Source organism: Butyrivibrio sp. AE3003 (genome assembly GCF_000686065.1).
GTDB lineage: Bacteria > Bacillota > Clostridia > Lachnospirales > Lachnospiraceae > Butyrivibrio > Butyrivibrio hungatei_A.
Genome location: NZ_JMLX01000001.1, coordinates 1,227,152 through 1,253,416, shown reverse-complemented (window position 1 = coordinate 1,253,416; position 26,265 = coordinate 1,227,152). Strand labels below are relative to the sequence as shown.

General features: G+C 40.9%; 23 protein-coding genes. 18 read left to right on the top strand and 5 right to left on the bottom strand.

Annotated elements, in window-relative coordinates; genetic code table 11:
• The first annotated feature begins 5 nt into the window (after window positions 1–5).
• The 3 genes from CD00_RS0105995 (at window position 6) to CD00_RS0105985 (ending at window position 4,212) form a co-directional block, all read left to right on the top strand.
• Window positions 6–1,700, top strand: coding sequence for a phospho-sugar mutase (locus tag CD00_RS0105995; RefSeq protein WP_026655134.1), 1,695 nt, complete (start codon window positions 6–8; stop codon window positions 1,698–1,700).
• 85 nt (window positions 1,701–1,785) lie between these two features.
• On the top strand, window positions 1,786–3,219 hold the full coding sequence (locus tag CD00_RS0105990) for a GGDEF domain-containing protein (RefSeq protein ID WP_026655132.1): 1,434 nt from the start codon (window positions 1,786–1,788) through the stop codon (window positions 3,217–3,219).
• A 33-nt stretch (window positions 3,220–3,252) separates the two neighbouring features.
• Complete coding sequence (locus CD00_RS0105985) at window positions 3,253–4,212, top strand: D-2-hydroxyacid dehydrogenase (protein WP_026655131.1); 960 nt, start codon at window positions 3,253–3,255, stop codon at window positions 4,210–4,212.
• Between the two features lie 203 nt (window positions 4,213–4,415).
• Here CD00_RS0105985 and CD00_RS0105980 read toward each other — a convergent pair whose 3' ends face one another.
• Window positions 4,416–4,607 (bottom strand): hypothetical protein, encoded by a 192-nt coding sequence (locus tag CD00_RS0105980; protein ID WP_026655130.1) that lies wholly within the window; start codon window positions 4,605–4,607, stop codon window positions 4,416–4,418.
• Between the two features lie 223 nt (window positions 4,608–4,830).
• Between CD00_RS0105980 and CD00_RS0105975 the strand changes: the two genes are divergently transcribed.
• Window positions 4,831–5,688, top strand: a complete 858-nt coding sequence (locus CD00_RS0105975; RefSeq protein ID WP_026655129.1) for a hypothetical protein — start codon at window positions 4,831–4,833, stop codon at window positions 5,686–5,688.
• Between the two features lie 96 nt (window positions 5,689–5,784).
• On the opposite strand, the gene CD00_RS20105 is transcribed toward CD00_RS0105975, so the two are convergent.
• Window positions 5,785–5,958, bottom strand: coding sequence for a hypothetical protein (locus tag CD00_RS20105; RefSeq protein ID WP_155833748.1), 174 nt, complete (start codon window positions 5,956–5,958; stop codon window positions 5,785–5,787).
• Window positions 5,959–6,136: 178 nt separating this feature from the next.
• Entirely contained in the window at window positions 6,137–7,603 is a 1,467-nt protein-coding gene (locus CD00_RS0105965) for a methyl-accepting chemotaxis protein (RefSeq protein WP_026655128.1), read from the bottom strand.
• A gap of 173 nt (window positions 7,604–7,776) precedes the next feature.
• Here CD00_RS0105965 and CD00_RS0105960 point away from each other — a divergent pair, with 173 nt between their 5' ends.
• From CD00_RS0105960 to CD00_RS0105895, 14 genes are all read left to right on the top strand, one after another.
• Window positions 7,777–8,697, top strand: coding sequence for a glycosyltransferase family 2 protein (locus tag CD00_RS0105960; protein WP_034462001.1), 921 nt, complete (start codon window positions 7,777–7,779; stop codon window positions 8,695–8,697).
• Between the two features lie 96 nt (window positions 8,698–8,793).
• On the top strand, window positions 8,794–10,023 hold the full coding sequence (locus tag CD00_RS0105955; RefSeq protein ID WP_026655125.1) for an EAL and HDOD domain-containing protein: 1,230 nt from the start codon (window positions 8,794–8,796) through the stop codon (window positions 10,021–10,023).
• An 84-nt stretch (window positions 10,024–10,107) separates the two neighbouring features.
• Window positions 10,108–11,838: an EAL domain-containing protein gene (locus CD00_RS20595; protein WP_242838922.1), complete on the top strand. Its 1,731-nt coding sequence runs from the start codon at window positions 10,108–10,110 to the stop codon at window positions 11,836–11,838.
• On the top strand, window positions 11,822–13,840 hold the full coding sequence (locus CD00_RS17430; protein ID WP_051594098.1) for an ATP-binding protein: 2,019 nt from the start codon (window positions 11,822–11,824) through the stop codon (window positions 13,838–13,840). Before CD00_RS20595 ends, CD00_RS17430 begins: the two co-directional genes overlap by 17 nt.
• Window positions 13,841–13,854: 14 nt before the next feature.
• The gene (locus CD00_RS19180) at window positions 13,855–14,613 is read left to right on the top strand and encodes a response regulator (protein WP_026655123.1); all 759 of its coding nucleotides are present in this window, start codon (window positions 13,855–13,857) and stop codon (window positions 14,611–14,613) included.
• A 4-nt stretch (window positions 14,614–14,617) separates the two neighbouring features.
• Window positions 14,618–16,546 carry an EAL domain-containing protein gene (locus tag CD00_RS0105935; protein ID WP_026655122.1) on the top strand — a complete coding sequence of 643 codons (1,929 nt, stop codon included), beginning with the start codon at window positions 14,618–14,620 and terminating at the stop codon, window positions 16,544–16,546.
• 250 nt (window positions 16,547–16,796) lie between these two features.
• A complete protein-coding gene (locus CD00_RS19175; protein ID WP_051198928.1) occupies window positions 16,797–17,918 on the top strand; it encodes a PrsW family intramembrane metalloprotease in 1,122 nt (373 codons plus the stop codon).
• 128 nt (window positions 17,919–18,046) lie between these two features.
• Window positions 18,047–19,123 carry a TRAP transporter substrate-binding protein gene (locus CD00_RS0105925; protein WP_026655121.1) on the top strand — a complete coding sequence of 359 codons (1,077 nt, stop codon included), beginning with the start codon at window positions 18,047–18,049 and terminating at the stop codon, window positions 19,121–19,123.
• A gap of 61 nt (window positions 19,124–19,184) precedes the next feature.
• The gene (locus tag CD00_RS17415) at window positions 19,185–19,748 is read left to right on the top strand and encodes a TRAP transporter small permease (RefSeq protein WP_051594097.1); all 564 of its coding nucleotides are present in this window, start codon (window positions 19,185–19,187) and stop codon (window positions 19,746–19,748) included.
• On the top strand, window positions 19,748–21,046 hold the full coding sequence (locus CD00_RS0105915; RefSeq protein WP_026655120.1) for a TRAP transporter large permease: 1,299 nt from the start codon (window positions 19,748–19,750) through the stop codon (window positions 21,044–21,046). The genes CD00_RS17415 and CD00_RS0105915 overlap by 1 nt, the downstream gene beginning before the upstream one ends.
• Before the next feature lie 11 nt (window positions 21,047–21,057).
• Window positions 21,058–21,528, top strand: coding sequence for a YcxB family protein (locus tag CD00_RS0105910; RefSeq protein ID WP_026655118.1), 471 nt, complete (start codon window positions 21,058–21,060; stop codon window positions 21,526–21,528).
• Between the two features lie 151 nt (window positions 21,529–21,679).
• Window positions 21,680–23,110 carry a sensor histidine kinase gene (locus CD00_RS0105905; protein ID WP_242838921.1) on the top strand — a complete coding sequence of 477 codons (1,431 nt, stop codon included), beginning with the start codon at window positions 21,680–21,682 and terminating at the stop codon, window positions 23,108–23,110.
• A gap of 3 nt (window positions 23,111–23,113) precedes the next feature.
• Window positions 23,114–23,899, top strand: a complete 786-nt coding sequence (locus CD00_RS0105900; protein WP_026655116.1) for a response regulator transcription factor — start codon at window positions 23,114–23,116, stop codon at window positions 23,897–23,899.
• Window positions 23,899–24,909 carry a TRAP transporter substrate-binding protein gene (locus tag CD00_RS0105895; RefSeq protein ID WP_026655115.1) on the top strand — a complete coding sequence of 337 codons (1,011 nt, stop codon included), beginning with the start codon at window positions 23,899–23,901 and terminating at the stop codon, window positions 24,907–24,909. Before CD00_RS0105900 ends, CD00_RS0105895 begins: the two co-directional genes overlap by 1 nt.
• Before the next feature lie 16 nt (window positions 24,910–24,925).
• Here the strand turns inward: CD00_RS0105895 and CD00_RS0105890 are convergent, their stop codons facing one another.
• Window positions 24,926–25,489: an accessory gene regulator B family protein gene (locus CD00_RS0105890; protein ID WP_026655114.1), complete on the bottom strand. Its 564-nt coding sequence runs from the start codon at window positions 25,487–25,489 to the stop codon at window positions 24,926–24,928.
• A 26-nt stretch (window positions 25,490–25,515) separates the two neighbouring features.
• Window positions 25,516–26,256: a LytR/AlgR family response regulator transcription factor gene (locus tag CD00_RS0105885; protein WP_026655113.1), complete on the bottom strand. Its 741-nt coding sequence runs from the start codon at window positions 26,254–26,256 to the stop codon at window positions 25,516–25,518.
• Between the last annotated feature and the right edge of the window lie 9 nt (window positions 26,257–26,265).

The following is a 26,265-nucleotide window of genomic DNA, read 5'->3' as shown; positions in this document are numbered from 1 at the left end:
GCAATATGGATTACAACAAGAGATATGATGAATGGATGTCACATCTTTCAGAGGAAGATCCACTTAAGGAAGAACTTTATAAGATAAAAGACAATGAAAAAGAAAAGGAAGAAAGATTTTATCAGGATCTTTCTTTCGGAACAGCGGGACTACGTGGAAAAGTCGGTGCCGGAACGAATATGATGAACTTCCTTACCGTTGGAAAAGCCTCGCAGGGAATTGCCGATTATATAATAAAGTGTGGAAAAGAAGCTATGGATAAGGGCGTAGTTATCGCGCACGATCCGAGACATTTTTCAAAAGAGTTTTCACATCTTGCTGCGGGAATCTTTGCGGCAAACGGAATAAAAGTATATACATTCCCCGATCTCAGACCTACACCTGAGCTTGCTTTTATGATCAGAAGACTTAAAACAGTTTCGGGAATCAATATTACAGCGTCTCACAATCCGAGAGAATACAACGGATATAAGGCATACTGGGACGATGGATGCCAGGTTTCAGCAGAGGTCGCTGACGGAATGACTGAGATGATCTCCAAGGTTGACATCTGGACCGGAATCAAGAAGTCTGATTTTAACGAGGGCGTTGCAAGCGGAAAGATTGTTGTTCTCGGAGATGAGTACGACAGAGAGTACCTTGATAAGATTGAAGGAATGGCAATTCATGAACATGATGAGCTGGATCTTTCGATTCCTCTTGTTTACACACCTTTAAACGGCTGCGGTTCCATACCGTTCAGACAGATGCTTAATGACAGAGGATTTACCAATTGGAAGATCGTTCCCGAGCAGGAACATCCGGATCCTGATTTTACAACCGTGGGATATCCGAATCCGGAAGATCCAAAGGCGTTCAAGTTAAGTGAACAATATGGACGCGAGTTTGGTGCCGAGCTTCTTATGGCGACAGATCCTGATGCGGACAGATTCGCTATTGAGATAAGAGATGACAACGGCAATTATGTGCCTCTTAACGGCAATCAGACGGGATATCTTCTCGTTAATTACATCCTTGAGGGACACAAGACCGCGGGCACACTTCCCAAGAAGGGCGCTATGGTAAAGAGCATCGTTACTTCAACTCTTTCAACCGTAATGGCCAAGGCATACGGCGTTGAAATGTTTGAGACTCTCACAGGATTTAAGAATATTTGCGGAAAGATTCCGTATCTGCACGAAAACGGATATACATATCTTTTTGGATATGAGGAGTCCGTAGGATATGCGGCATGTGAGGATATCAGGGATAAAGACGGTATCTCTGCCGGAATGCTCGTTGCGGAGGCTGCGGCATATTATAGAAAACAGGGCAAGACACTATTTGATGTATTGCAGGAAATATATGCAAAATACGGATTCTTTGCAGAGGATGAACCCAATATTATACTCGAGGGAATTCCCGGAGCGCAGAGAATACAGCGCATGATGAAGTGGTTTAGAGAGAACATCCCCACAGAAGTTGCGGAATCGAAGGTTAGCAAAGTTATAGATTATCTCGGGGGATATGAGGATATTCCACCGCAGAATGCGATCAGGCTGTTTCTTGAGAACGGTTCGTGGTTTGCGATAAGACCAAGCGGAACGGAGCCTAAGATAAAGTTCTATTTCTATTCAAACACAGACTCGAGAGAGAATGCACTCAATGTCAACAAAGCCATAAAAGAAGAGGTTTTTGCGCTTATTAACTCAGTAAAATAAGTTATGAAAAATTGATATATTTTTAATGTATAATTGTTTACTCGTGTGCTATCATAAGTAAATAGAAAGCTGTGAGGTGCATTGGATGGAGAAAAAATATAACAATTCACTTAGATACAGAGTTATTTGGGTATGTCTTGTTTTTATTGTTATTCTTTGCGTGGCACTTGGCACGATAAGCTTCATGATATTTAGAAATACCATGCTTGATGAGTATAGGACAAGGCTTACTTATGTTGTTGATTATACATTGAAAAATATAGATATTGAGGACCTTGAAGAACGTATTAAGACAAAAGAGTATTCTGATACGTTTAATAATCTTGTGAATCTTATGGGCAGGGTAAGAGAGAGCTACGATCTTGATTTTATCCTGCTTACGGTTCCTTGCAAGATTGATGACAGATATGACTGTATGCAGCTTGCATCCGGGCTTACCGAGCGTGAAAAGAGCGGCGAAGATCTTAAAGAAGATATTCCGGTTCCGTATCTCGGAGATATGATCGGATCTTTTCTCGGAGAAGAGCTTTGTGAGATTTCATATAATGTTATGAAGAATAACACGGGAATCAATTATACTACCGCTAAGAGTGAGTACGGCGAAGATTTTAGCGCAAGTGCTTCGATAAGAAATGCATCCGGTGAAGGAATTGCTCTTTTTAGCTGCGGATTCAGCACAATGGATATCTCGAATAACCTTAGAAAATACATCATAACCATGGCGGTGTGCGGTGTTGTTCTTGCCGTTATCTTTATCTTCGGAATGATATTCTGGCTTAATGAAAGAGTAATCGTACCTCTTCAGAAGATTGAACGCACAACGCGCGATTTTGCAGAAAACAGCCATTCACAGAAAAGTCCCGAACTACTTCTTATGGAGAATCCCGACATACACACGGGAGATGAGCTTGAATCGCTTGCCGACACAATTTTTTACATGTCCCAGGATATGAGGGAATATGCGGAGGATCTTATGAGGTCTTCCAATAAGATCCAGAACATGTCGCTTGAGATGACCAAGGTTAATGAGTTCGCACTTAGAGACGCTCTTACCGGTGTAAAAAATAAAGCGGCATATGATAAAGTAGAAGTAAGACTTAACTCCGATATCATCACTCAGACTGCACAGTTTGGTATGCTGATGATAGATATAAACTATCTGAAAAAGATAAATGACACCTTCGGACACGAAGCAGGCGATCTTTATATCAAGAATATGTGCACACTTATATGCGATACCTTCGAAAATTCACCTGTATTCAGGGTGGGCGGAGATGAGTTCGTTGTGCTTCTTGAGAATAAAGATTTCAACCACAAAGACGAGCTTATTGATTCGCTTAAGAGTCACATGGAAGAGCTTCAGAACAATAAGAGCCTGCAACCGTGGGAGAGACTGTCGGCTGCCATCGGACTTGCTATATTTGATGAATCTATGGATGACGATGCGGACAGTGTACTTAAGAGAGCTGACAGACTGATGTATCAGAATAAAAAAGATATGAAGGCTGTTAGAACATAAAAACACAAAAGAAAGGCATAAGTTACACAGGATATGAAAATTGTTGTTGCAGATGTAGACAGTGTCGGATCTGACATGGACTACAGTATTTATGATGAACTCGGAGAAGTGTCCTACTACGGGGACAAGATTACCGATGAGAATGCAAAGGAGAGACTTGAGGGAGCGGAGATACTGCTTATCAATAAGAGTGCTATAACCGAAAAGGTTTTAAATGATGCTCCCAATCTTAAACTTATATGTGAGTTTGCGACAGGCTTTGACAATGCAAATATTGAAGCATGTAAAAGACATGGCGTAAAAGTGGCAAACGTAGTCAATTATTCAACAGCTTCAGTTGCCCAGCATACCTTCGCATTACTGTTTTATCTTATGGAAAACTCACGCCATTATGATGAATTTGTAAAAAGCGGCGGATATGCAAACCAGCCGCATTTTTGCTGTCTTGATATTCCATTTGAGGAACTTGACGGCAAAGTATACGGAATTGTAGGAATGGGAAATATCGGAAGAAAAGTTGCCCGGATCGCAACTGCTTTCGGAGCAAAAGTAATTTTCTATTCCGCTTCCGGAAACAGCACATGCACGGAATACGAGAGAGTATCGTTTGATGAGTTATTATCACGTTCGGATGTGATTTCTCTCCACTGTCCTTTGAGTGACAAGACAAGAGAACTCTTCAATAAAGACGCTTTCGCAAAGATGAAGAAAAACGCAATCCTCATCAACGTTGCAAGAGGCGCTGTTGTAAACGAAGCTGACCTCTGCGAAGCACTTGAGAACGGCGAAATAAAGGCAGCAGGCCTTGACGTTCTCAATCCCGAACCCATGGCCAAAGACTCACCGCTCCTCAAGATTCATGATAGCGGAAAGCTTTTTATCACTCCACATATGGCCTGGGGCAGCACAGAATCCAGACGCAGATGTTTGGAAGAGGTAAAGAAGAACATCCAAGCCTTCATGGCCGGAACTCCTCGCAATATTGTGAATTAATATTGTGCGCTGAGATTATGCAAAGGGAAGCATGTACAATATTTTGCGCTTTTTTGTGCCACGGAGATGAAACCAATAAAAAAAGGGTGCCTCTGCACCCATTTTTTATGTTATGGTTTCATCGCAGTGTCCGGCACAATTTGCGCAAAAATTGTACATATTGCCGCCGTTACCGCAGTATCGACCTTTTTATCGTCCCCTATTCACATAAGTTCAACCGGCTCCCCGGAGAAATCGGCTTTTCCGTCGTTGTACAGAGTGCGCACGAAATCGATGGCTCTTTGACCGGACTTCTCGATAGGAATGTTCTGGTCGTAGACATATTCAAGTCTGTCACCGCTTGTAAGAGTGAAATTTATCTGCGTTCCTACAATTTTGCCTTCTCCTATATCCATGGGTTTTTACTTCTACTGCACATACATCTTTGATTACACCTTCTCCAAAAAGTACTAACATCTAAAAATCCCTCCTTATTGCGGCTGCGTTGCCATTTGCTATAATCTATATTTTACCACTATACTAACGAAAATACGATATTCTTTGATTATTTATCCAAATATGTTATACTTAAAGTTGTGTTTACATAGAAATTGTTATAGGGTACGGAGATAGACATTTATGCGTTTAGGGAAAAAATTAGTATCTGCGATTGTTGTTCTGACAATGAGTACAACTGTTCTTACAGGATGTACATCTTCTAAGAAGGCAATTACAGAAACCGCAGAACAGTTTTTGGAGATAGTACAGAGTGGTTCAACTGAAAATATTGAAGCGTATGCAAGTGCGGGAGTTTTGGAAGGTGAGTTTGTTCGTACCTTTGACTCTACTTTTCTTACAGATAATCTTAAGTCGGGTATTGAATCGGATAAGCTTGATGAAGCAACCGCTCAAAGGCTTGATAATCTCTGTGCCAGCCTTTCGAATATGATAACAGGTTATGAGATTAAGTCTGCTACCGTTAAAAAGGGTGTAGGTACTGTAATTGCTTCGGTAGATACAGGATTTCCGCTTAATGTAATCGGCAGTGAGGATGCTTCGGCAAGAATCGGTGTTAAAGTTGATGCTTATAAGGAAGCAAATCCCGATAAGATCGATAATTCTGATCCTGAAATTGCCAAGCAGGCATATAATGATTTGATCAATCTTGTTTTGGAAACATATGAAGATGTAATATCTGAGAGCTCAGAAGAAACCTATATCTTTGTATTCACAATTACAAAAGACCCTGATTCACATGATTGGTCCATTACTGAAATTCAGGATTACGACAGTGCAGCAAACGGCAAGGTAATAGCTGAGACAAACACAGAGGTTGATACATCGGAAGATGAAGAGCAGCCGGCAGATGAAGAAGCACCTGCTGAGGACGAGAACGCAGAGAACGCGGAAGAAGCTCAGCCGGAAGAAACAAACACAGAAGCTGAGGGGGATGCTCAGAATACTGATGTAGAAGAAGTAGATCTTTCAATTGACTGATTAAGTGATATAAATAAAAGTCCTATGCTTAGTGAGCATAGGACTTTTATTCTTTTATAGAATCATCCATTATAATTCTCCATTTTTAATGGCGAATCATCTCTTTCCGAGACAACCCTGATTTTTCAGTTCTATGAGCAGATCAAAAACATCCCCTAACGGTAAGCCGGTAATATGAGCTACTTTCTCGGGATCCGGATAAAACTCGTCTTCACAATCCTTTCTGATGCAGTCCAGAACTTCATTTCTTAAGTCTAATGTAGCTGTCATACACGTGATTCCTCCTTTCATAAATAGTCAGATAATTTTATCGGTGTGTCTATCTGTTACTAAATATTATATCGGAAAAACGTATAAAAGTTAATTAATTTGTGTTAAAAAGTATGAAAATTTAATAAAATGAGGGCAATTCCTTTTTTTTGCCGGAATTGCCCTCGTTTCAAGTTTTTTATCTTGTTGCGTTGATTTCGCGAAGCTTGTTTGCCTGATCTGAGATATCAACAAGAATTGCTTTAAATGCATTGAATTTCTCTGTTGCTTCATCGGATGCCTTTGCACCTTCATGTGAAAGAGAAGCAACCTCCTGGCTTGTTGCCGAGAGAGTAGAGATGCTATCGTTGATCTCGTTTGTTGAATCGGCAATTGATTTCATTCCCTCTGCGATGTGAGAGAAGCGTGTGATCATTCCCGATACGTTGTTGTTAATGCTGTTGAAGCTTTCACCTACAGACTCGATCATCGCGTTCTGCTTATCAACTGTTGTAACAGTGTCATCTATACTGAACATTGCCTTCTGAACATCTTCGTTAAGCTCGTTGATGATGTTTGTGATCTCGTTGGAAGCCTTGTTTGTCTCTGCAGCAAGTTCGCGGACATTGTTTGCGACAACTGCAAAACCTTTTCCGGCTTCACCTGCACGAGCAGCTTCGATGCTTGCGTTGAGGGCAAGGAGATTGGTCTGTGTTGAGATCGCCATGATCGAACTTACGATGTTTTTGACTTCTTCGACCTTATCAATAACTGCCTGTGTTGCATCAACCGTTATCTGACTTGCTTTTGATACGTCCTGTGATTTGAGCTTAAGTTCAGATATGATGTTTATACCTTCATCAATTACTGTCTGAGTGCTTTCTGAAGCCTCGGTCATTTCGATTCTGTCTTGCTCTGTTGTAGATGTCTTTTCCTGGATTGACTGAACCTTCTCGGCCTGTTTGATAATGGACTGAGATGTGTTCTCCATGTTTGTTGCGATGTTCTGCATTCCCGACTGCTGTGATTCAAGGATTTTCTGAAGTGAATCAAGATCGTCCTGAGAAGCGTTGAACAGCTCGGTAATCTTGTTTGCAATGTCTGCCATGTTGTTTCCGGCATCAAGTGTCTTTTTCGCGGTCTGACTCATTAAAAGTCTTTTTTCATCGATAAAATTCTTCTGAAGAGAAACCGTCATGATGCATGATATAAATGAGAGTATCAGTGTAGCTATCGCAGGAACCAGAATGCTATTCTGAAGTCCCGATGTGAGCAGGTTGGTGATTATCGATATTATAAAAGAAACTGAGATAATACCGACTCCGGTACCGCAGAGTGCTACGTTTGAGTAGAGTGTACTGCAGATGAGTATCGGAAGTCCGAATGCAAAATATGCAAGATCGTTTCCTGCAAGAACAAGAGTGAGATAGAATACGCTAACTCCGCACATTATCAAGACTGCACCTGTTTTTTCTTCGCAGAACTTGAAATTACCGATAAAGATGATGATCAAACTGACTACGGCACTTGCAAATATGACCGCCTTTCCGATGTCAAAACCTTTGGTGATTAGCGATAACAGAGTTAATACGATTCCTGTTACTACCGTGATGATACTTACGTAAAAACTGTTTGCGTTTGCGCGCTTATACTGCTGAGCGTCCATGATATGCCTCCGTAGAAATGGATATAAATTTTTAGAACAATGGAAAGATTCTATCACAAAAACGTTTGCATATCTAGAGTAAAACCTACAGTATATCTGGATAATCGGTTTTTTTGAGTCGTGAAATATGCTATAATATGCAATTAGTAATAGTCAGTTGGAGGAATTTGCTTATGCTATCTGTAATAATTCCCGCATACAATGAAGAGGAAATGATAAAAAAGACATCCGAAACAATATCAGGAATATTGGATGAGGAGAATATAGATTTTGAGCTTCTTTTTATTAACGACGGCTCAAGTGACAACACATGGAAAGCGATTGATGAAGAATCTGCCCGCAATAAAAGAGTTAAGGGTGTTTGCTTTTCAAGAAACTTTGGAAAAGAATCCGCTGTCTTTGCGGGAATTGCCGAGGCTTGCGGAGATTGCTGTGTGGTTCTTGACTGCGATCTTCAACATCCGCCGGAAAAAATCGTTGATATGTACAGACTCTGGGAACAGGGTTATGAGATAGTCGAAGGCGTTAAGGCAAGCAGGGGGAGAGAGTCTGCCATGCATAAGTTTGCGGCAAAGAGCTTCTACAATATCATGAGTGAATCTGTCGGTTTTGATATGTCCAGAGCTTCTGACTACAAGCTCCTCGACAGAAAGGCCATGAACGTACTTCTTAATATGAATGAAAAGAATGCTTTTTTCAGAGCGCTTTCATCATGGATTGGATTTAAGAGCACCGAAGTAGAATATAATGTCAGAGAAAGAGAAGCGGGTGAATCAAAGTGGAGCACCAAATCTCTTATAAAATACGCAATCACGAATATAACATCTTTTACATCGGCACCGCTTCATCTCATTACAATATCAGGATGGATTGTTGCCCTGTTGGGATTTGGCTTCAGTGTTGAAGCTTTGTACAGACACTTTTTTATAGGCAATGACCAGCCCGGATTTACAACACTTATAGTCCTGGTTTGCTTTACATCGGCCATGATCATGATAGGCCTCGGAATCATAGGTATATACATTTCCAAGATTTACGATGAGGTTAAGGGAAGGCCTCGTTACATAATTGATAAAACCACATACGAAAAATAAACGAAATTTTGAAAAAATCTTGGTAAAAATCCGCTATTTAGGGTAAAATGTAATTGAGCGGATTATGTCTTTTTTGGAGGAGAAAGGAGACAGGCAATGTTAGCTACTTTAATTCCACTGTTCGACGATAAAATGTCTGTTTGTGCATATTCTGTGTTTGCGCGTAAAGATAACCACTTTTTGAATCCTGAAATGGAGGGTGGAGCGCGATACGACGGTGCAGGAACGGTCCATGAACTGGAAGTTGTAAGTAGTATGGGGATGTCTATGTTATCCGGGGGAAAAGAAGTATTTGTTCCGGTCAATCAGTTTTCTGTGTTCGCAGAAATATCGCTTCAGTGCACAGTTCCCGCAAATAAAGTTGTTCTCCTTATGGATAACAGTATCACACCCGAGCCCCATTACGTTAAGAGGGTGAAGGAACTCAAAATGCAAGGATACAAACTTGCTATCAGAAAACTTCCTATTTCCGGTTTTGAACCCTATAAAGAAATCCTTAATCAGTGCGATTATATTTTGCTTAATCATGCAAAAATCGATATAGAGAAAGCCAAGATCTATTTTGGAAAAGTTTATCCGAAAATCAAGCTGTGCGCGGTGAACGTCGATACTCAGGAACAGTATGACATGCTTATCTCGCACGGAGGATATGACCTTTACGAGGGTGGATTCTTCAGAATGCCCGTGCGTGAGTCTGAGACTGAGGTTAATCCTCTCAAAGTAAATTACATAGAACTTCTTAATGTCGTTAATGCTCCGGACTTTGATCTTACTGACGCTGCGGATGTTATCGGCAAAGACCCCGCGCTTACAATCTCACTTCTTGAGATAGTAAACCGAATGGCACTTAATTCCGAGATCACATCCATCAGGCACGCAACAGCCATGCTTGGTCAGAAAGAGTTAAAGAGATGGATAAATACCGCTGTGACAAAAGAGCTTTGCGCAGACAGGCCGACTGAGATAACAAGGCTTGTAATGATAAGGGCTAAGTTTGCGGAGAATCTTGCAGAGAGTTTTGAGCTGGCTCTGATGGGACAGGAGCTCTTTATCATGGGATTGTTCTCTGCTATAGATATAATGCTTGGCAAGACAATGAAGGAAGCTCTTGATATGGTACTTGTTCCAAAGGATGTCAAGCTCGCGCTTCTTGATAATGAAGGAGATTTCGCACCTGTTCTCAATTTCATAAGGAGATATGAAGATGCGGACTGGACCGAGATTTCAAGACTGATGGTCCTTGGAAATATGGATATGACAAAGGTTTACGATGCCTATCTGTCAGCACTCAGATGGTATAGAGATCTTTTTCCTGTAAGACAGTAACCGGATGATAGCTTTGTGCAACGGGGTGACTTTATGGTCGGTACTGAAGTGATAGGCAGTAGTGCCTTCAATTTATCCGCCCTAGTGATCAGCGTTACGTGCATTGTTTATAAACTGATCATCAGAGGTAAGGTAAAGCTTAAGAATTGGCTTTTCATTGCCTTCATAATGATAATCGCCATTGATTCCTTTTCGGGGATCGTGGAGCAGTTTTTAAGATACAGTAGGCTTACGTTTGAAACTAAGCTTATAATTGGTCATGCAAATCTTTTCGTGTATTTTCTTACTCATTTTGCAATGGCGCCTATTTTTGTGTATTACATAGTGATGGAGTGCGGAGTTCAGCACAGGTTTACGGGGAAGGTACGTCTTTATTTAGGCATACCTTTTATTTTTATGGAGCTGCTGGTTCTTATAAATCCGCTCTTTGATATCGTTTACGAGATAGATGACAGCATGAGCTACATAAGAAGAGGCGGCGTCTACGTTGCTTATGTAATAATAGGTTTCTACACTGTTTTTTCTATAATCGTTCTGTATCTCTACTGGAGCGTCCTTAATAAACTCAAGAAAATAGCTATCATATATTTTTATATACTTGCGATTGTGGGAATAGCGGTTCAGATGATCTGGCCCAATGTCACGTGCGAGCTTATGTGCGAAGCAATCGGCGCGATGGGCATTATGATCATGCTTGAAGGTGATGATGACAGAAAAGATTTTTCGACGAAGGCGCTTAACAGGAATGCTTTCATTACCGATATCGGCAATTATTTCAGATATGGCAGACAGTTTAACACCATATGCGTGAAAATCTTAAACGGCGATATTCTGAGGAAGATATCGAGTCATGAGAACTATGAAAAGATACTTTCACATGTCGCCGGTTATCTTGGTGATGTGAATAAGAAATTCGAAGTATACCGCGTCGGAATCGAGTGTTTTTTCCTTGTGTGCCCTGATATCACGGATGCTTATGCAAGGGGGATCGCGGACGAAGTATTCTTTAAACTCGGAAATAGCATTATGCTTGACGGAAGCAGCGTGCAGTTAAAGACACTGGTCATTCAGGCATCTTCACCTGATAAGTTTGAAAATCTCGATAACCTGCTTCTTTTGTCGGACACGGATATTGAGGCCGATAAGGGAAGGCCCATTTACTGTGATGAACTTGGCTTTGTTATAAGAAGGGCGGACGTTGAAAAGGCAGTTAGAAGAGGAATTGAGAGTTCGAGCTTCAGGGTCTTTTATGAGCCTATCTATACGAAGGAAGATCTGTCTATCTGTGCGGCTGAGGCTGTTCTTAAGTTCAATGACAAGGAACTTGGTGAAATATCCAAGGATGAATTCATTCCCATCGCGAATCAGACGGGAACCATAGAAAAACTCGGCCTTTTCATGATCGAAGAAGTCCTGTATTTCATCGGCGGCGGAATCATTGAGGAGATGGGGATTGAGTTCATATGCATCAAACTTACGTCGGCGCAGATAATCAAGACAGATTTCGTTGCTCAGGTAAAAGAGCTCTTTTCCAGATACGGGGTTAAACCCGAGAACATAGTGTTTGGCATAACGGAGAATGCGGCAGTCACGGACAAAAATCTGATATATCAGGTAATCTCAGACCTTGGCGATATGGGAATCAGGTTCTATATGGATGAGTACGGAACCAGTTTTTTTTGGCATGCAATCGTCGACTTCGTATCTCTTCGAGGGAATAAAGGTCAATGCGGGACTTCTAATCGAGTCGGATTCATCGGCTCAGAGAAAACTCATACTCGAAAACCGTCTTTCCACAATGAATCAGACGGGTAAAAAAATTGTTATGGCTTCCGTTAATTCAAAGGAGCTCGCAGAGCGCATCCAGAACGTAAAGGCAGATTACGTGCAGGGTAAATATTACTCGAGAGCGGTAAGTAAAAATGACTTCATTGCTATCCTAAAGGCTACGGAAACAGCCAGAATGGAGGAGAGACGAGCAAAGGCGGCCAATGAGGCAAAGAGTAACTTCCTTGCCAATATGTCGCACGAGATAAGAACTCCCATCAATGCAGTTCTTGGAATGAATGAGGTTATCTTAAGAGAGTGTACGGATGAGAAAATCCTTGAATATTCTAGAAATATCGAGAGTGCGGGAAAGACTCTTTTGTCACTTATAAATGATATCCTTGATTTCTCCAAGATCGAAGCGGGCAATATGGAGATCAACGAGAGAAACTACGAGCTGAGCTCCGTGCTCAACGATGCTTATAACATGATATATTTTAAGGCTATGCAGAAAGCGCTTAATCTGATATTTGAGGTAAATGAGGAACTTCCCGACAGCCTTTGCGGCGATGAGATGAGACTTAGACAGATTATTGTAAATGTCCTTAACAACGCCGTCAAATATACTGCTGAAGGAAGTGTTACTTTGAAAATCAGGGGAGAAGAGGTCTCGGAGGACAAAGTAAATCTTTTCATAGATATCATCGATACGGGAATAGGAATCAAACAGGAGGATATTGAGAATCTTTTTGCCAAGTTTAAGAGGTTTGATGTTGATAAGAACAGAACTATCGAAGGAAGCGGATTGGGGCTGGCGATCACAAGCAATCTCCTTAAGCTGATGAACGGTTCTATAGAAGTTGAGAGTGAATATGGCAAAGGATCTGTATTTAAGATTGTTCTTCCGCAGAAGAAAGTGGGAGATGTGAAAATCGGAAACTTCAAGAACAAGATCGCGGAGCTTAACAAGATACACAAGAAATACAGAGTTAAGTTTACGGCGAAAGATGCCAATATTCTTGTTGTTGACGATACGCCCGTAAATCACGTGGTTATAAAGGAGCTTCTTAAGAATACGCTCGTCAATATAGATACAGCAAGGAGCGGCGCTGAGTGTCTTAAGATGCAGAAACTGAAAGAATACGACATTATTTTCCTCGATTACAGAATGCCCGGCATGGACGGCGTTGAAACGCTTCATTTTATAAGGGAAGACGAAGAGAGCAAGAACAGCTTCACTCCTATAGTCGTACTTACAGCCAATGCGATATCCGGGGCAAAAGAAACTTTTATAAGCGAAGGATTTACGGATTATCTGAGTAAGCCTGTTGAGAGTGATAAGTTGGAAGAAGCGCTCATAAATTATCTGCCCGAGGAAAAGATTGAATATAACCCTGAAGAACCCGAGAAGACTGAGGGTGAGGAAAAAACTTCGGAAAACAATGAGTTTAAGGATTATGTTTCGGGGCTTACGCAGATAAAGTCGGATGTGGGGCTTAAGAACAGCGGAAGCGAAGAGAGCTATTTTAATATTCTGAAAGTGTACTACGAATCAATTGAATTTACGAAAGCAAATATTGAGAAGGCGTACGAAGATAAGAACTGGAAGGATTACACGAGCTTTGTACATTCGCTTAAGAGTACGAGCAGAGCGATCGGAGCGACTATATTATCTGATATTGCGGAAAAACTTGAAAATGCCGGAAATATCGGCGATACGATGTATATCAAGGAACATCATTCGGAGCTTCTTAACAGGTATCTTCTTGCAGAGTATGAAATAGCCGGAGTGCCGGGGATTGCAGGTGATGAAGTAAAGGAAGAGACAGGCGAAAAAATCGATATTAAAGAATCTGAAATGAAAGATGCTTACGGAAGCATGGTTGAAGCTTGCAAGGGACTTAACTATGACACGATGGAGCTGATACTTGATTCACTTAAGGACTACAATCTTTCCGAAAAAGACATGGGAAATATCGGGAAGATAAAGGACTATCTTACAAAGCTTGATTGGGAAAGTATAGAGAAAATTGCACAGAATGAGTTGTAGACGGGAGCAAAGGAATGTTTGATAAAAAAATTCTTTTAGTCAGAAATGATAAGACGTTCATGGTGAATGCAATTAAGAAGAGCTTGTCCGATAATCATTTTGTTGTGGCCGAGTCATCATATTCAATCTCTGATATCAGTTCCAACAAGGAAGAGGCGAGTCTTGCGATTCTTTATACGGATTCTGATTTTGTGGAACATCAGGATGCAATCATATACTTCAAGGATCTTTGCATTGAAGAAAATATGATCGTCATAATAATAGGCGATAACGATGCGTTCAAGTTCATCCACAGGTTTATACCAAAAGAGGACATTGCGTGTGAGCTTACGAGGCCTCTCGATATGGATGAGCTGCTTGGTAAGATATTTATCGTTACCGATGATGAGTACATTCAGATGAAGAGAAAATGTATCCTTATTGTAGATGATGATTTCACTTATCTTCAGATGCTGAGGGAGTGGCTTAAGGATGACTTCAGAGTCGGAGTCGCAAACTCAGGCGCGCAGGCGGTTGCGTGGCTTGCTAACAACAAGGCCGATCTGATACTTCTTGATTATGATATGCCTGTAATAGACGGACCGAAAGTAATGGAGATGCTTAAGAAAGAGTCTTTTTCAAGTGGAATACCCATTATGTTCCTTACGGGAAAAAATGATAAAAAGAGCGTTACCGAAGTAATTGCTCTTAAACCTGCCGATTATCTTTTGAAGACTATAGACAAAGAAAAACTGTTGGAAACACTTAGGAACTTTTTTGATTCAAAGGAATAACATTATGATTGAAGGTAATCCAAACGGCGGACTTACGTTTTGTATAGCGGCGCTGATAGTCAGTTTAACAAGTATTTTTTGTGCGATAGTGATCAGGAAAAAGAAAAGTCTTAAGAACACTTTATTACTTGTGCTTCTTTTGATAGTTCTTTTTGATTCCTGTACAGGTATCGCTTCTTATATTGCCTATAACTATGATTTTCCTTATGCGATCAAGTTTTTTGTGTGTTATCTGAGTAAATATATTTACTATGCGACGCATTTCTTGATGATGCCCGTACTTTTGTATTACATAATCGTAGTCTGCGGTATTTTGCATCTTTTTTCTAAGAGATTCCGAGTTGCATTTGCAATTCCGATGGCTGTTCTTGAGACGGTTCTTTTCTCTAATCCCATGACACAACTTGCGTTTACGGCGCAATCCGACCTTGTTTTCCACAGAGGACCCGTCGTTTATGCGGCTTATATTCTGAGTGCGTTCTATTTTATCCTATGTGTTCTTTTGCTTGTGAGATACTGGAAGAGTATAAATCACCTTAAAAAAGGTGCAATGGTGTATTTTCTGTCGCTTGCGATCATGGGAGTCATCATACAGATGCTTTTTCCTACGATCACATGTGAGCTTTTGTGCGAGTCAATCGGACTTATGGGAATCATGATAATTCTGGAAAAAGACGACGACAGGGTTGATTCGGGAACGGGACTTTATAACAGAATGGCGCTGTTGCAGGATATCAAGAATTATATTGGTCTTAACAGGAGCTTTAGGACTATCTGCGTTCGTATAGAAAATGCGGATGCGTATATAAATATTACGGGATATGCGGATTTTGATTCGATAATAAAGCAAATATCTAAATATCTTTTTGATGTGGCGGATAAGTACGACGTGTATATAAGCGGTGTTGCCTGCTTTTATATTCTGTGTCTGGACGGGAATGAGAGCGAGAGCAATAAGCTTGCGTATGCGATAAGAGACAGGTTTGACAGAGGTTGGCTTCTTGAAGATAATCAGATGAATATCAATGCGCTCATAATGTGTGCGGGAACACCCGATATGTTCAATAGCGAAGAGGATATTCTGATGCTGTCGGAAGCACATATCGAGGATACGGGAAAAAATCTTTTGATCGACCATGATCTTGATTTTCTTCTTAGGAAGATTGAGGTTGAAAAAGCTATTGTCCGCGGAATGAATGAGAATTATTTTAAGGTTAAATACAGGCCGATCTTTGATAAGAGCGGAAACAAGGTATGCGGAGCGGAAGCTCTTCTTAATCTGGACGATGCGGTGCTTGGCGTTATATCTTTCTCAGAGTTTATGGGAGTTGCCGAGAAGTCGGGATTTGCGGAAGAAATAGAGAACAGGATGATAGGTTCAATCCTTAAATTTACGGGGGAGCTACTTGAGGAAAATCCGGATTGTATAAATTTCATCATGGTGCATACGGTGTCGGATAAGGTTATCAGTAAAGAACTTGTCGGAGTGGTGAGAGAGTATGCGAAGCAGTACAATGTCGACCTTTCCAAGATTGCGCTTGATATAAATGACAATGTCCTGTATGTTGAGACGGATTCCGTGGACTATGTAATAGAGAGGCTAAGCGAGGATGGAGTCAGGATCTTTATGGGAAATTACAAGAACGACTCAATGGGCGTAAGGTACGATATGCTTAGCGGATTTAACGGAGTTATAGTAAATATCAAGCACTTCATGGAGACAACCGGAGGATCAAAGCGCGGCATTATACTAAAGAACAGAATGGATATGCTGAGGCAGATAAATAAGACCGTTGCGGTATCGGGAGTGGATTCTTTTGAATACTATGATAAGATGAAAGATATTTACGCCGACTATATTTGGGGCGACTATCTGTCACCGGCTGTATCAAAGATTGAGTTTGTGGAGATTGCAAAAGCGGGAAGAGTATGATATAAACTATAATACGTAAATTGTGTTTTTGTGAAATACGGATAAATGCAGGATTTATGCCTCTTTGTCGGGAAAAAGTCTGACAAAGAGGCTTTTTGTCTGATATTTGTTACATATGATAATTTTTTTGATAATTATAGTATAATTCTGCGATTAATTATTGACATTCTGGTGCAAATATAATACTTTTTTTAAAAGAGCTTTAAAATTATTTTTAACATTTGCTTATAAGAGAAGGGGATTGATTCTAATGGATATAGTTTTGGCGATTCTGGCTGTTTTACCGGCAGCTGTTTTGTTATGTATTATCTACAAGGCGGACAAAGTCGAGAAAGAGCCTCTGGGACTTATGGCGGCAGTGTTCTTTTTTGGGGCGCTGACAACGGTAAGTGCGGTGGCTTTGGAATATTTTGGAATCCTTGTCCTTGATATGGTCTTTCCTAAGCAGAACGTTGTTTATCATCTTATAGAAAATTTCCTTGTGATCGGTGTGGCTGAAGAAGCAGGTAAATACTTCGTTTTAAAGAAGTGTACCTGGAATAATGAAGAGTTTAACTTTGCTTTCGACGGAATAGTTTACTCAGTGTGCGCATCTCTGGGCTTTGCGACGATTGAGAATGTTATGTACGTATTCCAGTTTGGATTTATGACGGGACTTATGCGCGCGGTACTTTCGGTTCCCGGACACTGCATATTCGGCGTGTTTATGGGCGCATATTACGGACTTGCCAAAGGATATGAGTGCAGGGGCAGGTTTGACAAGAGAAATGCCAATACACAGAAGGCGTTCTGGATACCTGTCGGACTTCACGGACTGTATGATTTTTGTCTTTCGACGGAACATACTCTTACAATGCTTGTATTTATCGGACTTGAGCTGTTCATGGTCATAAAGGCTATTTTATATGTTAAGCGTATTTCAACAAAGGATCTTCCGCTCAGACCGGGCATGATGCCGGGGCAGATGATGAATGGCGGATACTTCGGTATGAATCCCATGCAAGGACAATTTTATCCTATGCGGCAGCCGGTAGCGAACGGACAGTTTATGCAGCCTCAGTTCTATCAGGGGCAGCAGATGGCCGGAAACAGGCAGTTTATGCAGGGACAAGGACAATTCTATCAGGGGCAGGTTGTAAACGGACAGCCCATGCAGCCGCAGTTTTATCGTGAGCAGCAGTCTGTAAGGAATATTCAGCCGATAAATGCACGTCCCGTGCAGGAGGAAGAGGTACAACCTTCTGAGGATTTCAAGGTTATTCAGAGTTATGTGGGTTATGAAAACGGCCCCGCTACAGAGAAGTTAAGTGATGGAATATGTGACGGATTGACCAATCCGACACCCGTATTTTCCGTATCTGATTTCGATTGATAACAAAAATGTAAAAAAAGTGCTAGATAATATTAAAATTATCCGCTTTTTTATATACGAGTAATCAACTATAATGACATTGTCGAATAGACTATGTCATTATTTTTTTTATTTTAGGGAGGTAAAAAATGAAGAAGAAACTTATTTCGACACTATTAACAGTAGCAACAGTTGTATCAATGACAGCTTGTGGTGTATCAGCACCTGAGACACCCGCAGCACAGCCTGCAGCTGACGCACAGGCATCTGATGCACAGGCAGCTGACGCTCCGGCAGAGCCTGCTAAGGATGCAATCACACTTGTTATGGCTGAGGTTAACCCTCTTGATTCTATTTCAGGTATGACAGATGCAAAGTTCAAAGAAGAAGTTGAGAAGAGATCAAACGGATCAATCATCATCGATCTTCAGGCTAACCAGGTTCTTGGTGCTGAGCAGGACGTTCTTGATACAATGCTTGGTGGCGGCGGAACAATCGATCTTGCAAGAATTTCCGCTTTCTCACTTACAAGCTACGGCGGAGAGTCATCAATGCTCCTTTCACTTCCTTACACATTTGTAAGCCGTGAGCATTTCTGGAACTTCGCTACATCTGATCTTGCTAAGCAGTTCTTGCTTGAGCCCTCAGAGAACGGAAGCGGTGTAAGAGGACTTTTCTATGGTGAGGAAGGTTTCCGTCATTTCTTCACAACAAAGGAAATCTCAGGTATCGATTCTCTTAAGGGATTAAAGCTTCGTGTTTCTAATGACCCTGTTATGAACGGTCTTGTAGAAGGTCTTGGTGCTTCTCCTACAGTAGTTGCTTTCACAGAGCTCTATGGTGCACTTCAGACAGGTGTAGTTGATGGTGCTGAGCAGCCTATCGCAAACTATGCATCAAACTCATTCAACGAAGTTGCAGGCAACATGATCCTTGATGGACACACACTTGGTGCTATCCAGGTTATCATCACAGATGACGCTTGGAACAAGCTTTCAGCTGATCAGCAGGATATCCTTATGGCAGCCGGTGAAGAGGCTTCTAAGTACAACCGTTCAATCTCAGAAGAGAAGGAGAAGGAAGTACTTGAGCAGCTTAAGGCTAACGGAACAAAGATCACAGAAGTTGAGGATATCAAGCCTTGGCAGGACGCTGTTAAGAAAGTTGTTGAAGAAAACATAAAGGGCAAGGAAGACGTTTACCAGCAGATCCTTGATATGCAGTAATTTTTTACCACCTTTAGTTGTAACTTATCAATTTATTTTTTAACGCCGGCATGGGGAGGGTATCCCTTCCCATGCCCTTTTTAGAAGAAAAGAGGAATTATGGAAGGCTTTTTTTAAACAGGTAGATAAATTCAAGGTTTTATATGACGTAACATATAAGATTATGCTTTTTATCTGCAAACTCTTGCTTATTGCAGATATCCTGATCACCTCAATGAGTGTTGCAGGAAGATATATTTCTTTCATTCCGGATCCTGCATGGAGCGAGGAGATTGTACTTACACTTATGGCTTATATGGCTGTATTATCTGCAGCTTTGGCCATCAGACGCGGTGCTCATATAAGAATGACAGCATTGGACGTTTACTTACCTAAGAAACTTATACAGGCACTCGATATCCTTAATGATATTTGTGTACTTGGCCTTGCAATCGTTATGATCGTGATTGGATGGGGGTATGCTTCAACAATCGGAGCGAAGGGATCATATGTTAGTATGCCTTCACTTTCAAAGTTTTGGTTGTATTTCCCAATTCCTGTAGCAGGTATTGCTATGTTTGTATTTGAACTTGAGGCAATTTACAATGATATCAAACGCATAGTATTAAAGGAGGGAAATAAGTAATGGCAGTAAATTCAACAGCTATTGCAGTATTGCTTGTGAGCTTTCTTGTAATGATTATGCTCAGATTTCAGATTGCTTATGCAGTGGCATTATCTTCACTTTTTTGTTTAATGTATCAGGGACTCCCTCTTACAAGCATCTGTCAGCAGATGGTTAAGGGAATCAATTCGTTTAGTATGATGGCAATTCCGTTCTTTATTACAATGGGATGCCTTATGGGTACCGGTGGTATTTCAGAGAAGCTTATTGCTTTGGCCAACGCTTGTGTAGGTTGGATGACCGGTGGAATGGCAATGGTTAATATCGTTGCATCATATTTCTTTGGTGGTATTTCAGGATCAGCTGCTGCTGATACTGCATCACTCGGAAGTATTCTCATTCCTATGATGGTCGAAGAAGGATATGATGATGATTTCTCAACAGCAGTAACAATTACATCATCATGTGAGGGACTTCTTGTTCCTCCCAGTCATAACATGGTAATTTATGCCATGAGTGCCGGCGGTATCTCTATAGGAAGCTTGTTCCTTGCAGGATATATACCAGGTGCGATTCTAGCAGTATCACTCATGGTTGGATCATATATTATTTCTAAGAAGAGACATTATCCCAAGGGAGACAAGTTCAGCATTGTTGGTCTCTTAAAGCAGCTTGGAACTTCATTCTGGGCACTTGCTGCAGTTATTATCGTAGTATTTGGTGTTGTAGGCGGTGTATTTACAGCAACTGAGTCAGCCGCTATCGCTGTTCTTTACAGCTTGATTGTAAGCGTTTACATCTATAAAGGACTCAACTGGAAGGGCGTTTGGAAGACATTGGAATCTTGTATCGATACACTTTCAATCGTACTTATCCTTATTTCTACATCAAGTATTTTTGGCTATTGCCTTACAACGCTTCATGTTCCTGCCATTGCAGCGAATATGATTGTGGGATTCTCAAGTAATCCTGTTGTTATTGCACTTTTGATCGATCTGATTCTTCTTGTACTTGGATGTATCATGGATATGGCTCCGATCATCTTGATCGCAACACCTATCCTTCTTCCTATTGCACAGTCAATCGGAATTGATCCCATACAGTTTGGTATCATGATCGTTCTTAACTGTGGTATCGGACTTTTGACACCTCCCGTTGGAGCCGTTCTTTTCATCGGTTCTGCTGTAGGTAAGGTTAAGATGGAGAAAGTAGTAAAGGCTACACTTCCTTTCTACATTTGCATGATCGTTACACTTCTCCTTCTTACATTTATTCCTGAGATTAGTATGTTCTTACCTAATCTTCTTGGAGCAAAATAAGGTGATTAATTATGGAATATCGTTACATATCTGATGTTAAGCCTAAGGATTTATGGTTTATAGCCATGATTCGTACATACAGATCACTCGCGGGGGTCGTAAATGTTGTATTTACAGTTGCGATGATCATGTTGTCGATTAGGTTTTGGGGAACGTCAGGACCATTTATCAGAGCACTGCTTATGTTTGGATGTATGCTGTTCCCGATTATCCAGCCTTTTCTAGTTTATTTACGGAGCATTAAACAGCTGGAGACACTTCCGGGAAGAGTAGAGCTTTTGTTTGATGATAACGGAGTTCATGTCAGCAGTGACGGGAAGCAGGAAGACATTATGTGGAATAAGATCGTAAATGCGATCAAACAGTCCAATATGATAATCGTCATGTCGGACAAGAGCCACGGATACATGTTGACCAATCGTATTCTCGGTGATGAAAAAGATGAGTTTTATGATTTTCTTTGTAAAAAGATCAGAAACTAACGAATATTAGAAAAATGATGACGGCAGCGCTATAATACTTTTATGAGTAAGTATAACGCTGCTGTCTTTGTAAAGATGAAAAACTTAAAAAAACTTTTGGTATACGATCACAATCAAAAACAAAATATCACTTTTCACGGGAAGTGTATTTTTGACAATCCTGGTCGCAGTATTCTTTGATGCGATCCTGATCAGGCTGTTTATGATCGACGTTAATGACATAATGGAGGACAATTCCAGATGCGGTGAGATAATTACCGTTATCGACAGGGAGAAAGAATTGTTCGATCAATACGTAAACAGTACTACCAGTGAAAACGAGGATGCTTTTAAGCTTGCGATGAAGCAGACCAAGGCTGCTGTCTATGCGATTCCGCTTAATTATTCCAGATTGGGAGAAAACAGATATGCACAGCTTTTTTCGCTTCAGACCTGTTATGACGTTTATTGCGGATACAGAGATGAAGTCCTTAGCGGTAAATTACCGAGAAGAGACTATGTGAGCAGATTGTATGCCGTTTATAATATGCAGAATTATCTGCATACTTACGCGCAGCGATTTATAGACCTTACGCTTAAAGAGGGTAATGCCAAGTATAATGAGCTGTTACCGAAAGTTTTTATGGTTCCGGTGATTGCAGTAATAATGGGGATTTTGCTGTTTTCAACGGTACTTGAGATTTCAAGGATGATGAATAAATCTATTACTGAACCTGTGCTTAAGCTTGCGCATGCGTCCAGAAGGATTGCGGCAAATGATTTCGACGTGGATGATGTTGCCGCAAACAACAGGGATGAACTTGGTGAGCTGATCATTGCTTTTAACAAGATGAAATACGCGACAGGTGAGTACATAGGTGCTTTGGAGGAGAGAAGACAGGCTCTTGATAAGCTTCACGCAAAAGAAGTTGAGACTCTTGAAGCAGAGAAGCAGCTTGATGCAATGAATCTGGAACTTCTTAAGAACCAGATCAATCCGCATTTTCTTTTTAACACTCTTAATGTAATTGGTGGAATGGCCAACCTTGAGGGCGCATCGACGACTGAGGAGATGATAAGCGCACTCAGTTCGCTCTTTAGATATAATTTGAAGCATCAGGAGAAGGAAGTACTTCTTTCTCAGGAGCTTAAGGTTGCAGCCGATTACATGTATTTGCAGAAAATGCGTTTCGGGGAAAGAGTTAAGTATACGGTTGATTGTAGGGTGAACGCAGACAATGTAATGGTTCCTACATTTACATTGCAGCCCATAATCGAGAATTGTATTATTCATGGAATTTCACCGAAAGTTGAGGGCGGTAGTGTATCTGTTTTGGTTGGCAAAAAGGCTGACAAGCTTATAATTTCCGTCACCGATACGGGAAAGGGAATGGAACTTAGCCAGCTTAGGGAGATACGTGGAAGCTTGGGCGGAAAACAAACCAGTACCATGGGTATAGGCATGGGAAACATTTTCAGGAGAATAAAGGCTATGTATGAGGACGCGGATATGAGAGTTAACAGCGTCTTGGGAAAAGGTACACAGGTAATTATTATTCTTCCCTACCGTGCAGGAGATTCAATTTATACTCGAGGAGACTAAAGAATGTATAGAGTACTGATTGCAGATGATGAGCCTATTGAGAGACAGGTTATATCAAAAAAATTAAACGGATTTTTTAAAGATCAGATAGAGATATTTTTGGCGGCTAACGGAGTTGAGGCTGTCGAGCTGGTAAAAGAGAAGCATTGTCAGATCGCGCTTCTTGATATTTCCATGCCCGGAAAGAATGGACTTGACGCCGCAGAAGAAATCAGAACCTTTGATGAGAAATGCAGTATTATCTTTCTCACGGCTTTTGATGAATTCAGCTATGCCAAAAAAGCTATCGAAGTAAGAGCGCTCGATTATTTACTTAAACCGGGTGCGGACAATGAACTTATAAATGTATTGGAAGAAGCATTTTCAATCGCGGACAAATATGGAACAGAGGTAAAGAACGTAGATACTATAAAAAAGAGCACTCCTTCTTCAGGCTTTAATCTTGATGAAAAGGATTTCTCAAAGTCGGGAGAGATAGTGCGTGAAGCAAAAAAATATATAGACGAGCACTATAAAGAAGATATTTCACTACAAGACGTTGCCGGAGTTTTAGGGTACTCAGATGTATATTTCTGCAAACTTTTCAAGCAGAATTTCGGTAAAAGCTTTATAGTATATTTAAATGAACTTAGAATCAGCAAGGCAAAAGAATTTTTGGCAAATCCTGCTATCAATATCAAAGATATCAGTTCTGAAGCAGGTTACAGAGATGCCAATTATTTTGCGAGAGTTTTTAAGCGTATGACGGGGCAGACACCCAGTGAATACAGAAACGGAGTCATTGACTGATGAAAAAAAGATGGCCCATTGTGGCGATGATAGCATGCATAATTTTGATTATGGTCGCTGTCTTATTCTTTTTTAATAACAGAAAAGATAAAGCTAATTCTCCGGAATATGTTCTATTGTATGCAGAGAATCAGGCCGCAGATTATCCGACTACACTCGGAGGACAGAAATTTGCGGATCTTGTATATGAGAGGACAAACGGAAGGATAAAGATAATTGTAAAATATGACGCGGAGCTGGGAAGCGAATCAGAAGCGATAAACCAGATGAAATACGGCGGAATTGCTTTTGCCAGAGTATCACTTTCACAGCTGGCAGAGAGAATACCTTCGATGAACGTTCTTCTTATGCCTTTTCTATATAATGATTCGGATCATATGTGGAGAGTGCTTGAAGGAGATATCGGAGACAGGTTTCTTTTAAAGGCAGATGAATACGATCTTGTCGGACTTTCATGGTATGATGCGGGCGCCAGAAATTTCTACAGTAAAACAAAGCCAATCACCTGCATTGAAGATATAAACGGAATGAAGATAAGAGTTCAGGAATCTTCGATGATGGCGGATATGGTTGAGGCTCTCGGTGCTAAGCCTGTAGAGGTTGTATATTCTGAAGTATATTCGGCGTTTGAACAGGGATTGGTTGACGGAGCAGAGAATAACTGGCCGTCGTATGAGAGTATGAAGCACTACAAGGTTGCGGGGTATTATACGATCGACGAACACATAAGAGTTCCGGAGCTGCAGGTGTGTTCCAAAGTTATCTGGAACAAGCTCAGTGAAGAGGACAGGAATATAATACACGATTGTGCGCTTGAATCATCGGCGTATGAGAGGCAGCTTTGGAAGGATAGAGAAGAAAGCTCAAGAAAGATCGCTGTTTCCAACGGAACACAGGTTATCGAGCTTACTCCCGAAGAGAGAAAGAAATTCAGAGATGCTATGGCAAACGTCTATGAGAAGTATTGTGGTGATTATATGGACGTTGTGCGCAGAATAATGACATATTGATAATGAGAATGAGTGCTTATCTGTGTGCAAGTTTCCCGGCTATTGCAGTAATGCCGAGAAAAACGAAGACAATGGCTTCGAGCATCAGATAGGAGTTGTTTTTATAAAAAAGAAGAAGGATGGATATAACGGTTGAAACAAAGATCGTTATATTCGTCTTTTTTTTGAATATATCGTTTTCAAAGTCGTCGACAGTCCTGTTTGGGTGATCTACAGGACCTGTAAGGAGAATCAGGGCTGAAAAGAAATGGTAGATCGAAAAAGATATAAAGAGCGGGAGAGTAACATATTTTACCGCAAGGAGTGTTACGGTAAGGATAAGGCAGGAAGCTATGTAGCACGCGAAGTAGCTACTTAGATGAAGCCCCCCTCCAAACGAACGCATCGGGATGAAGATCAGAAAAAAGAAGAGACACGGGCGCAGCATACCAAGAAAAAGAGCTATGATTATACTTGTCAGGGTGCTCAGTGCAACTTCAAGGAAGCACACAAAGCCGTAATTGTATATATCATAATCTTTTTCTTCGATAACGCCTTTATTTAATATATAATCTGTGAGTCTCTTTGATATGTAGTCCATAAAGAAATCCCATTAACCAATCAGGTTTATTCGGTGTAGTTGCCGTCGCCTATCATCTCGACTATCTTTCGTCTTACTTCTTTTTGCCTGTTTTCGCTGATCTTCAGACAGAATTCGTTATTGCCGTAATTTATCGTCATGCTGCTGTAATTCATGCGGCATACATATTTGTAATTAACAAGATAAGACTGGTGGATCCTAAAGAAATACTGACTTGAACTTTCGAGTTCTTTTTGGATATCGTTTAATTTGCCGTAGAAGATATCGCTTGTACCGTCGTTTAGATGAATCGTTATCACGCGATTCTTGCTTTCGAAGTAAACGATATTGCCTATTGAAGTTTTTTTCACCTTCCTGTTATAGGTGTACTGAAAATAGCCCTCGGCTTTGTCGATTCTGGTGAGAGCCTGAGAAAAGTACTTTTTGAATATTTTCTCGTCTATCGGTTTTGATAGAAATCTGAAAGGCTCGACTTCAAAAAGTTCCTTGAGATAGCTTTCGTAGTTTGAAACGTAGATTATGAGCGAGTCCTTGTCTATCGTACGGATCATGCGGGCTGTGGTTATTCCGTCCAGTTCTTTCATCTCGATGTCGAGAAAGATTATGCTGTAGCGGTCGCCTTTAATGATGCTACGTGCAAGTGGGGAACCGTCGTAGAAAACATCAATCTCGGGGCGTATTCCTCTTGCAAGGCACTCACCGTTTAAAAGCGTTTCAATTTTGCCGGAAAGCTTTACATCGTCATCACAAATTGCAATCTTAATCATATCCTACCT

Excerpts from the sequence above, each read along its gene's own strand:
- CD00_RS20105 (WP_155833748.1), bottom strand. The coding sequence starts at position 5,958 with ATGACAGCTACATTAGACTTAAGAAATGAAGTTCTGGACTGCATCAGA.
- CD00_RS0105965 (WP_026655128.1), bottom strand. The coding sequence starts at position 7,603 with ATGGACGCTCAGCAGTATAAGCGCGCAAACGCAAACAGTTTTTACGTA.
- CD00_RS0105975 (WP_026655129.1), top strand. The coding sequence starts at position 4,831 with ATGCGTTTAGGGAAAAAATTAGTATCTGCGATTGTTGTTCTGACAATG.
- CD00_RS19180 (WP_026655123.1), top strand. The coding sequence starts at position 13,855 with ATGTTTGATAAAAAAATTCTTTTAGTCAGAAATGATAAGACGTTCATG.
- CD00_RS0105895 (WP_026655115.1), top strand. The coding sequence starts at position 23,899 with ATGAAAAAAAGATGGCCCATTGTGGCGATGATAGCATGCATAATTTTG.
- CD00_RS0105955 (WP_026655125.1), top strand. The coding sequence starts at position 8,794 with ATGTTAGCTACTTTAATTCCACTGTTCGACGATAAAATGTCTGTTTGT.
- CD00_RS0105990 (WP_026655132.1), top strand. The coding sequence starts at position 1,786 with ATGGAGAAAAAATATAACAATTCACTTAGATACAGAGTTATTTGGGTA.
- CD00_RS0105985 (WP_026655131.1), top strand. The coding sequence starts at position 3,253 with ATGAAAATTGTTGTTGCAGATGTAGACAGTGTCGGATCTGACATGGAC.
- CD00_RS0105910 (WP_026655118.1), top strand. The coding sequence starts at position 21,058 with ATGGAATATCGTTACATATCTGATGTTAAGCCTAAGGATTTATGGTTT.
- CD00_RS0105935 (WP_026655122.1), top strand. The coding sequence starts at position 14,618 with ATGATTGAAGGTAATCCAAACGGCGGACTTACGTTTTGTATAGCGGCG.
- CD00_RS0105885 (WP_026655113.1), bottom strand. The coding sequence starts at position 26,256 with ATGATTAAGATTGCAATTTGTGATGACGATGTAAAGCTTTCCGGCAAA.
- CD00_RS0105890 (WP_026655114.1), bottom strand. The coding sequence starts at position 25,489 with ATGGACTACATATCAAAGAGACTCACAGATTATATATTAAATAAAGGC.
- CD00_RS0105995 (WP_026655134.1), top strand. The coding sequence starts at position 6 with ATGGATTACAACAAGAGATATGATGAATGGATGTCACATCTTTCAGAG.
- CD00_RS17430 (WP_051594098.1), top strand. The coding sequence starts at position 11,822 with ATGAATCAGACGGGTAAAAAAATTGTTATGGCTTCCGTTAATTCAAAG.
- CD00_RS19175 (WP_051198928.1), top strand. The coding sequence starts at position 16,797 with ATGGATATAGTTTTGGCGATTCTGGCTGTTTTACCGGCAGCTGTTTTG.
- CD00_RS0105915 (WP_026655120.1), top strand. The coding sequence starts at position 19,748 with ATGGCAGTAAATTCAACAGCTATTGCAGTATTGCTTGTGAGCTTTCTT.
- CD00_RS0105960 (WP_034462001.1), top strand. The coding sequence starts at position 7,777 with ATGCTATCTGTAATAATTCCCGCATACAATGAAGAGGAAATGATAAAA.
- CD00_RS0105980 (WP_026655130.1), bottom strand. The coding sequence starts at position 4,607 with ATGGATATAGGAGAAGGCAAAATTGTAGGAACGCAGATAAATTTCACT.
- CD00_RS0105900 (WP_026655116.1), top strand. The coding sequence starts at position 23,114 with ATGTATAGAGTACTGATTGCAGATGATGAGCCTATTGAGAGACAGGTT.
- CD00_RS0105925 (WP_026655121.1), top strand. The coding sequence starts at position 18,047 with ATGAAGAAGAAACTTATTTCGACACTATTAACAGTAGCAACAGTTGTA.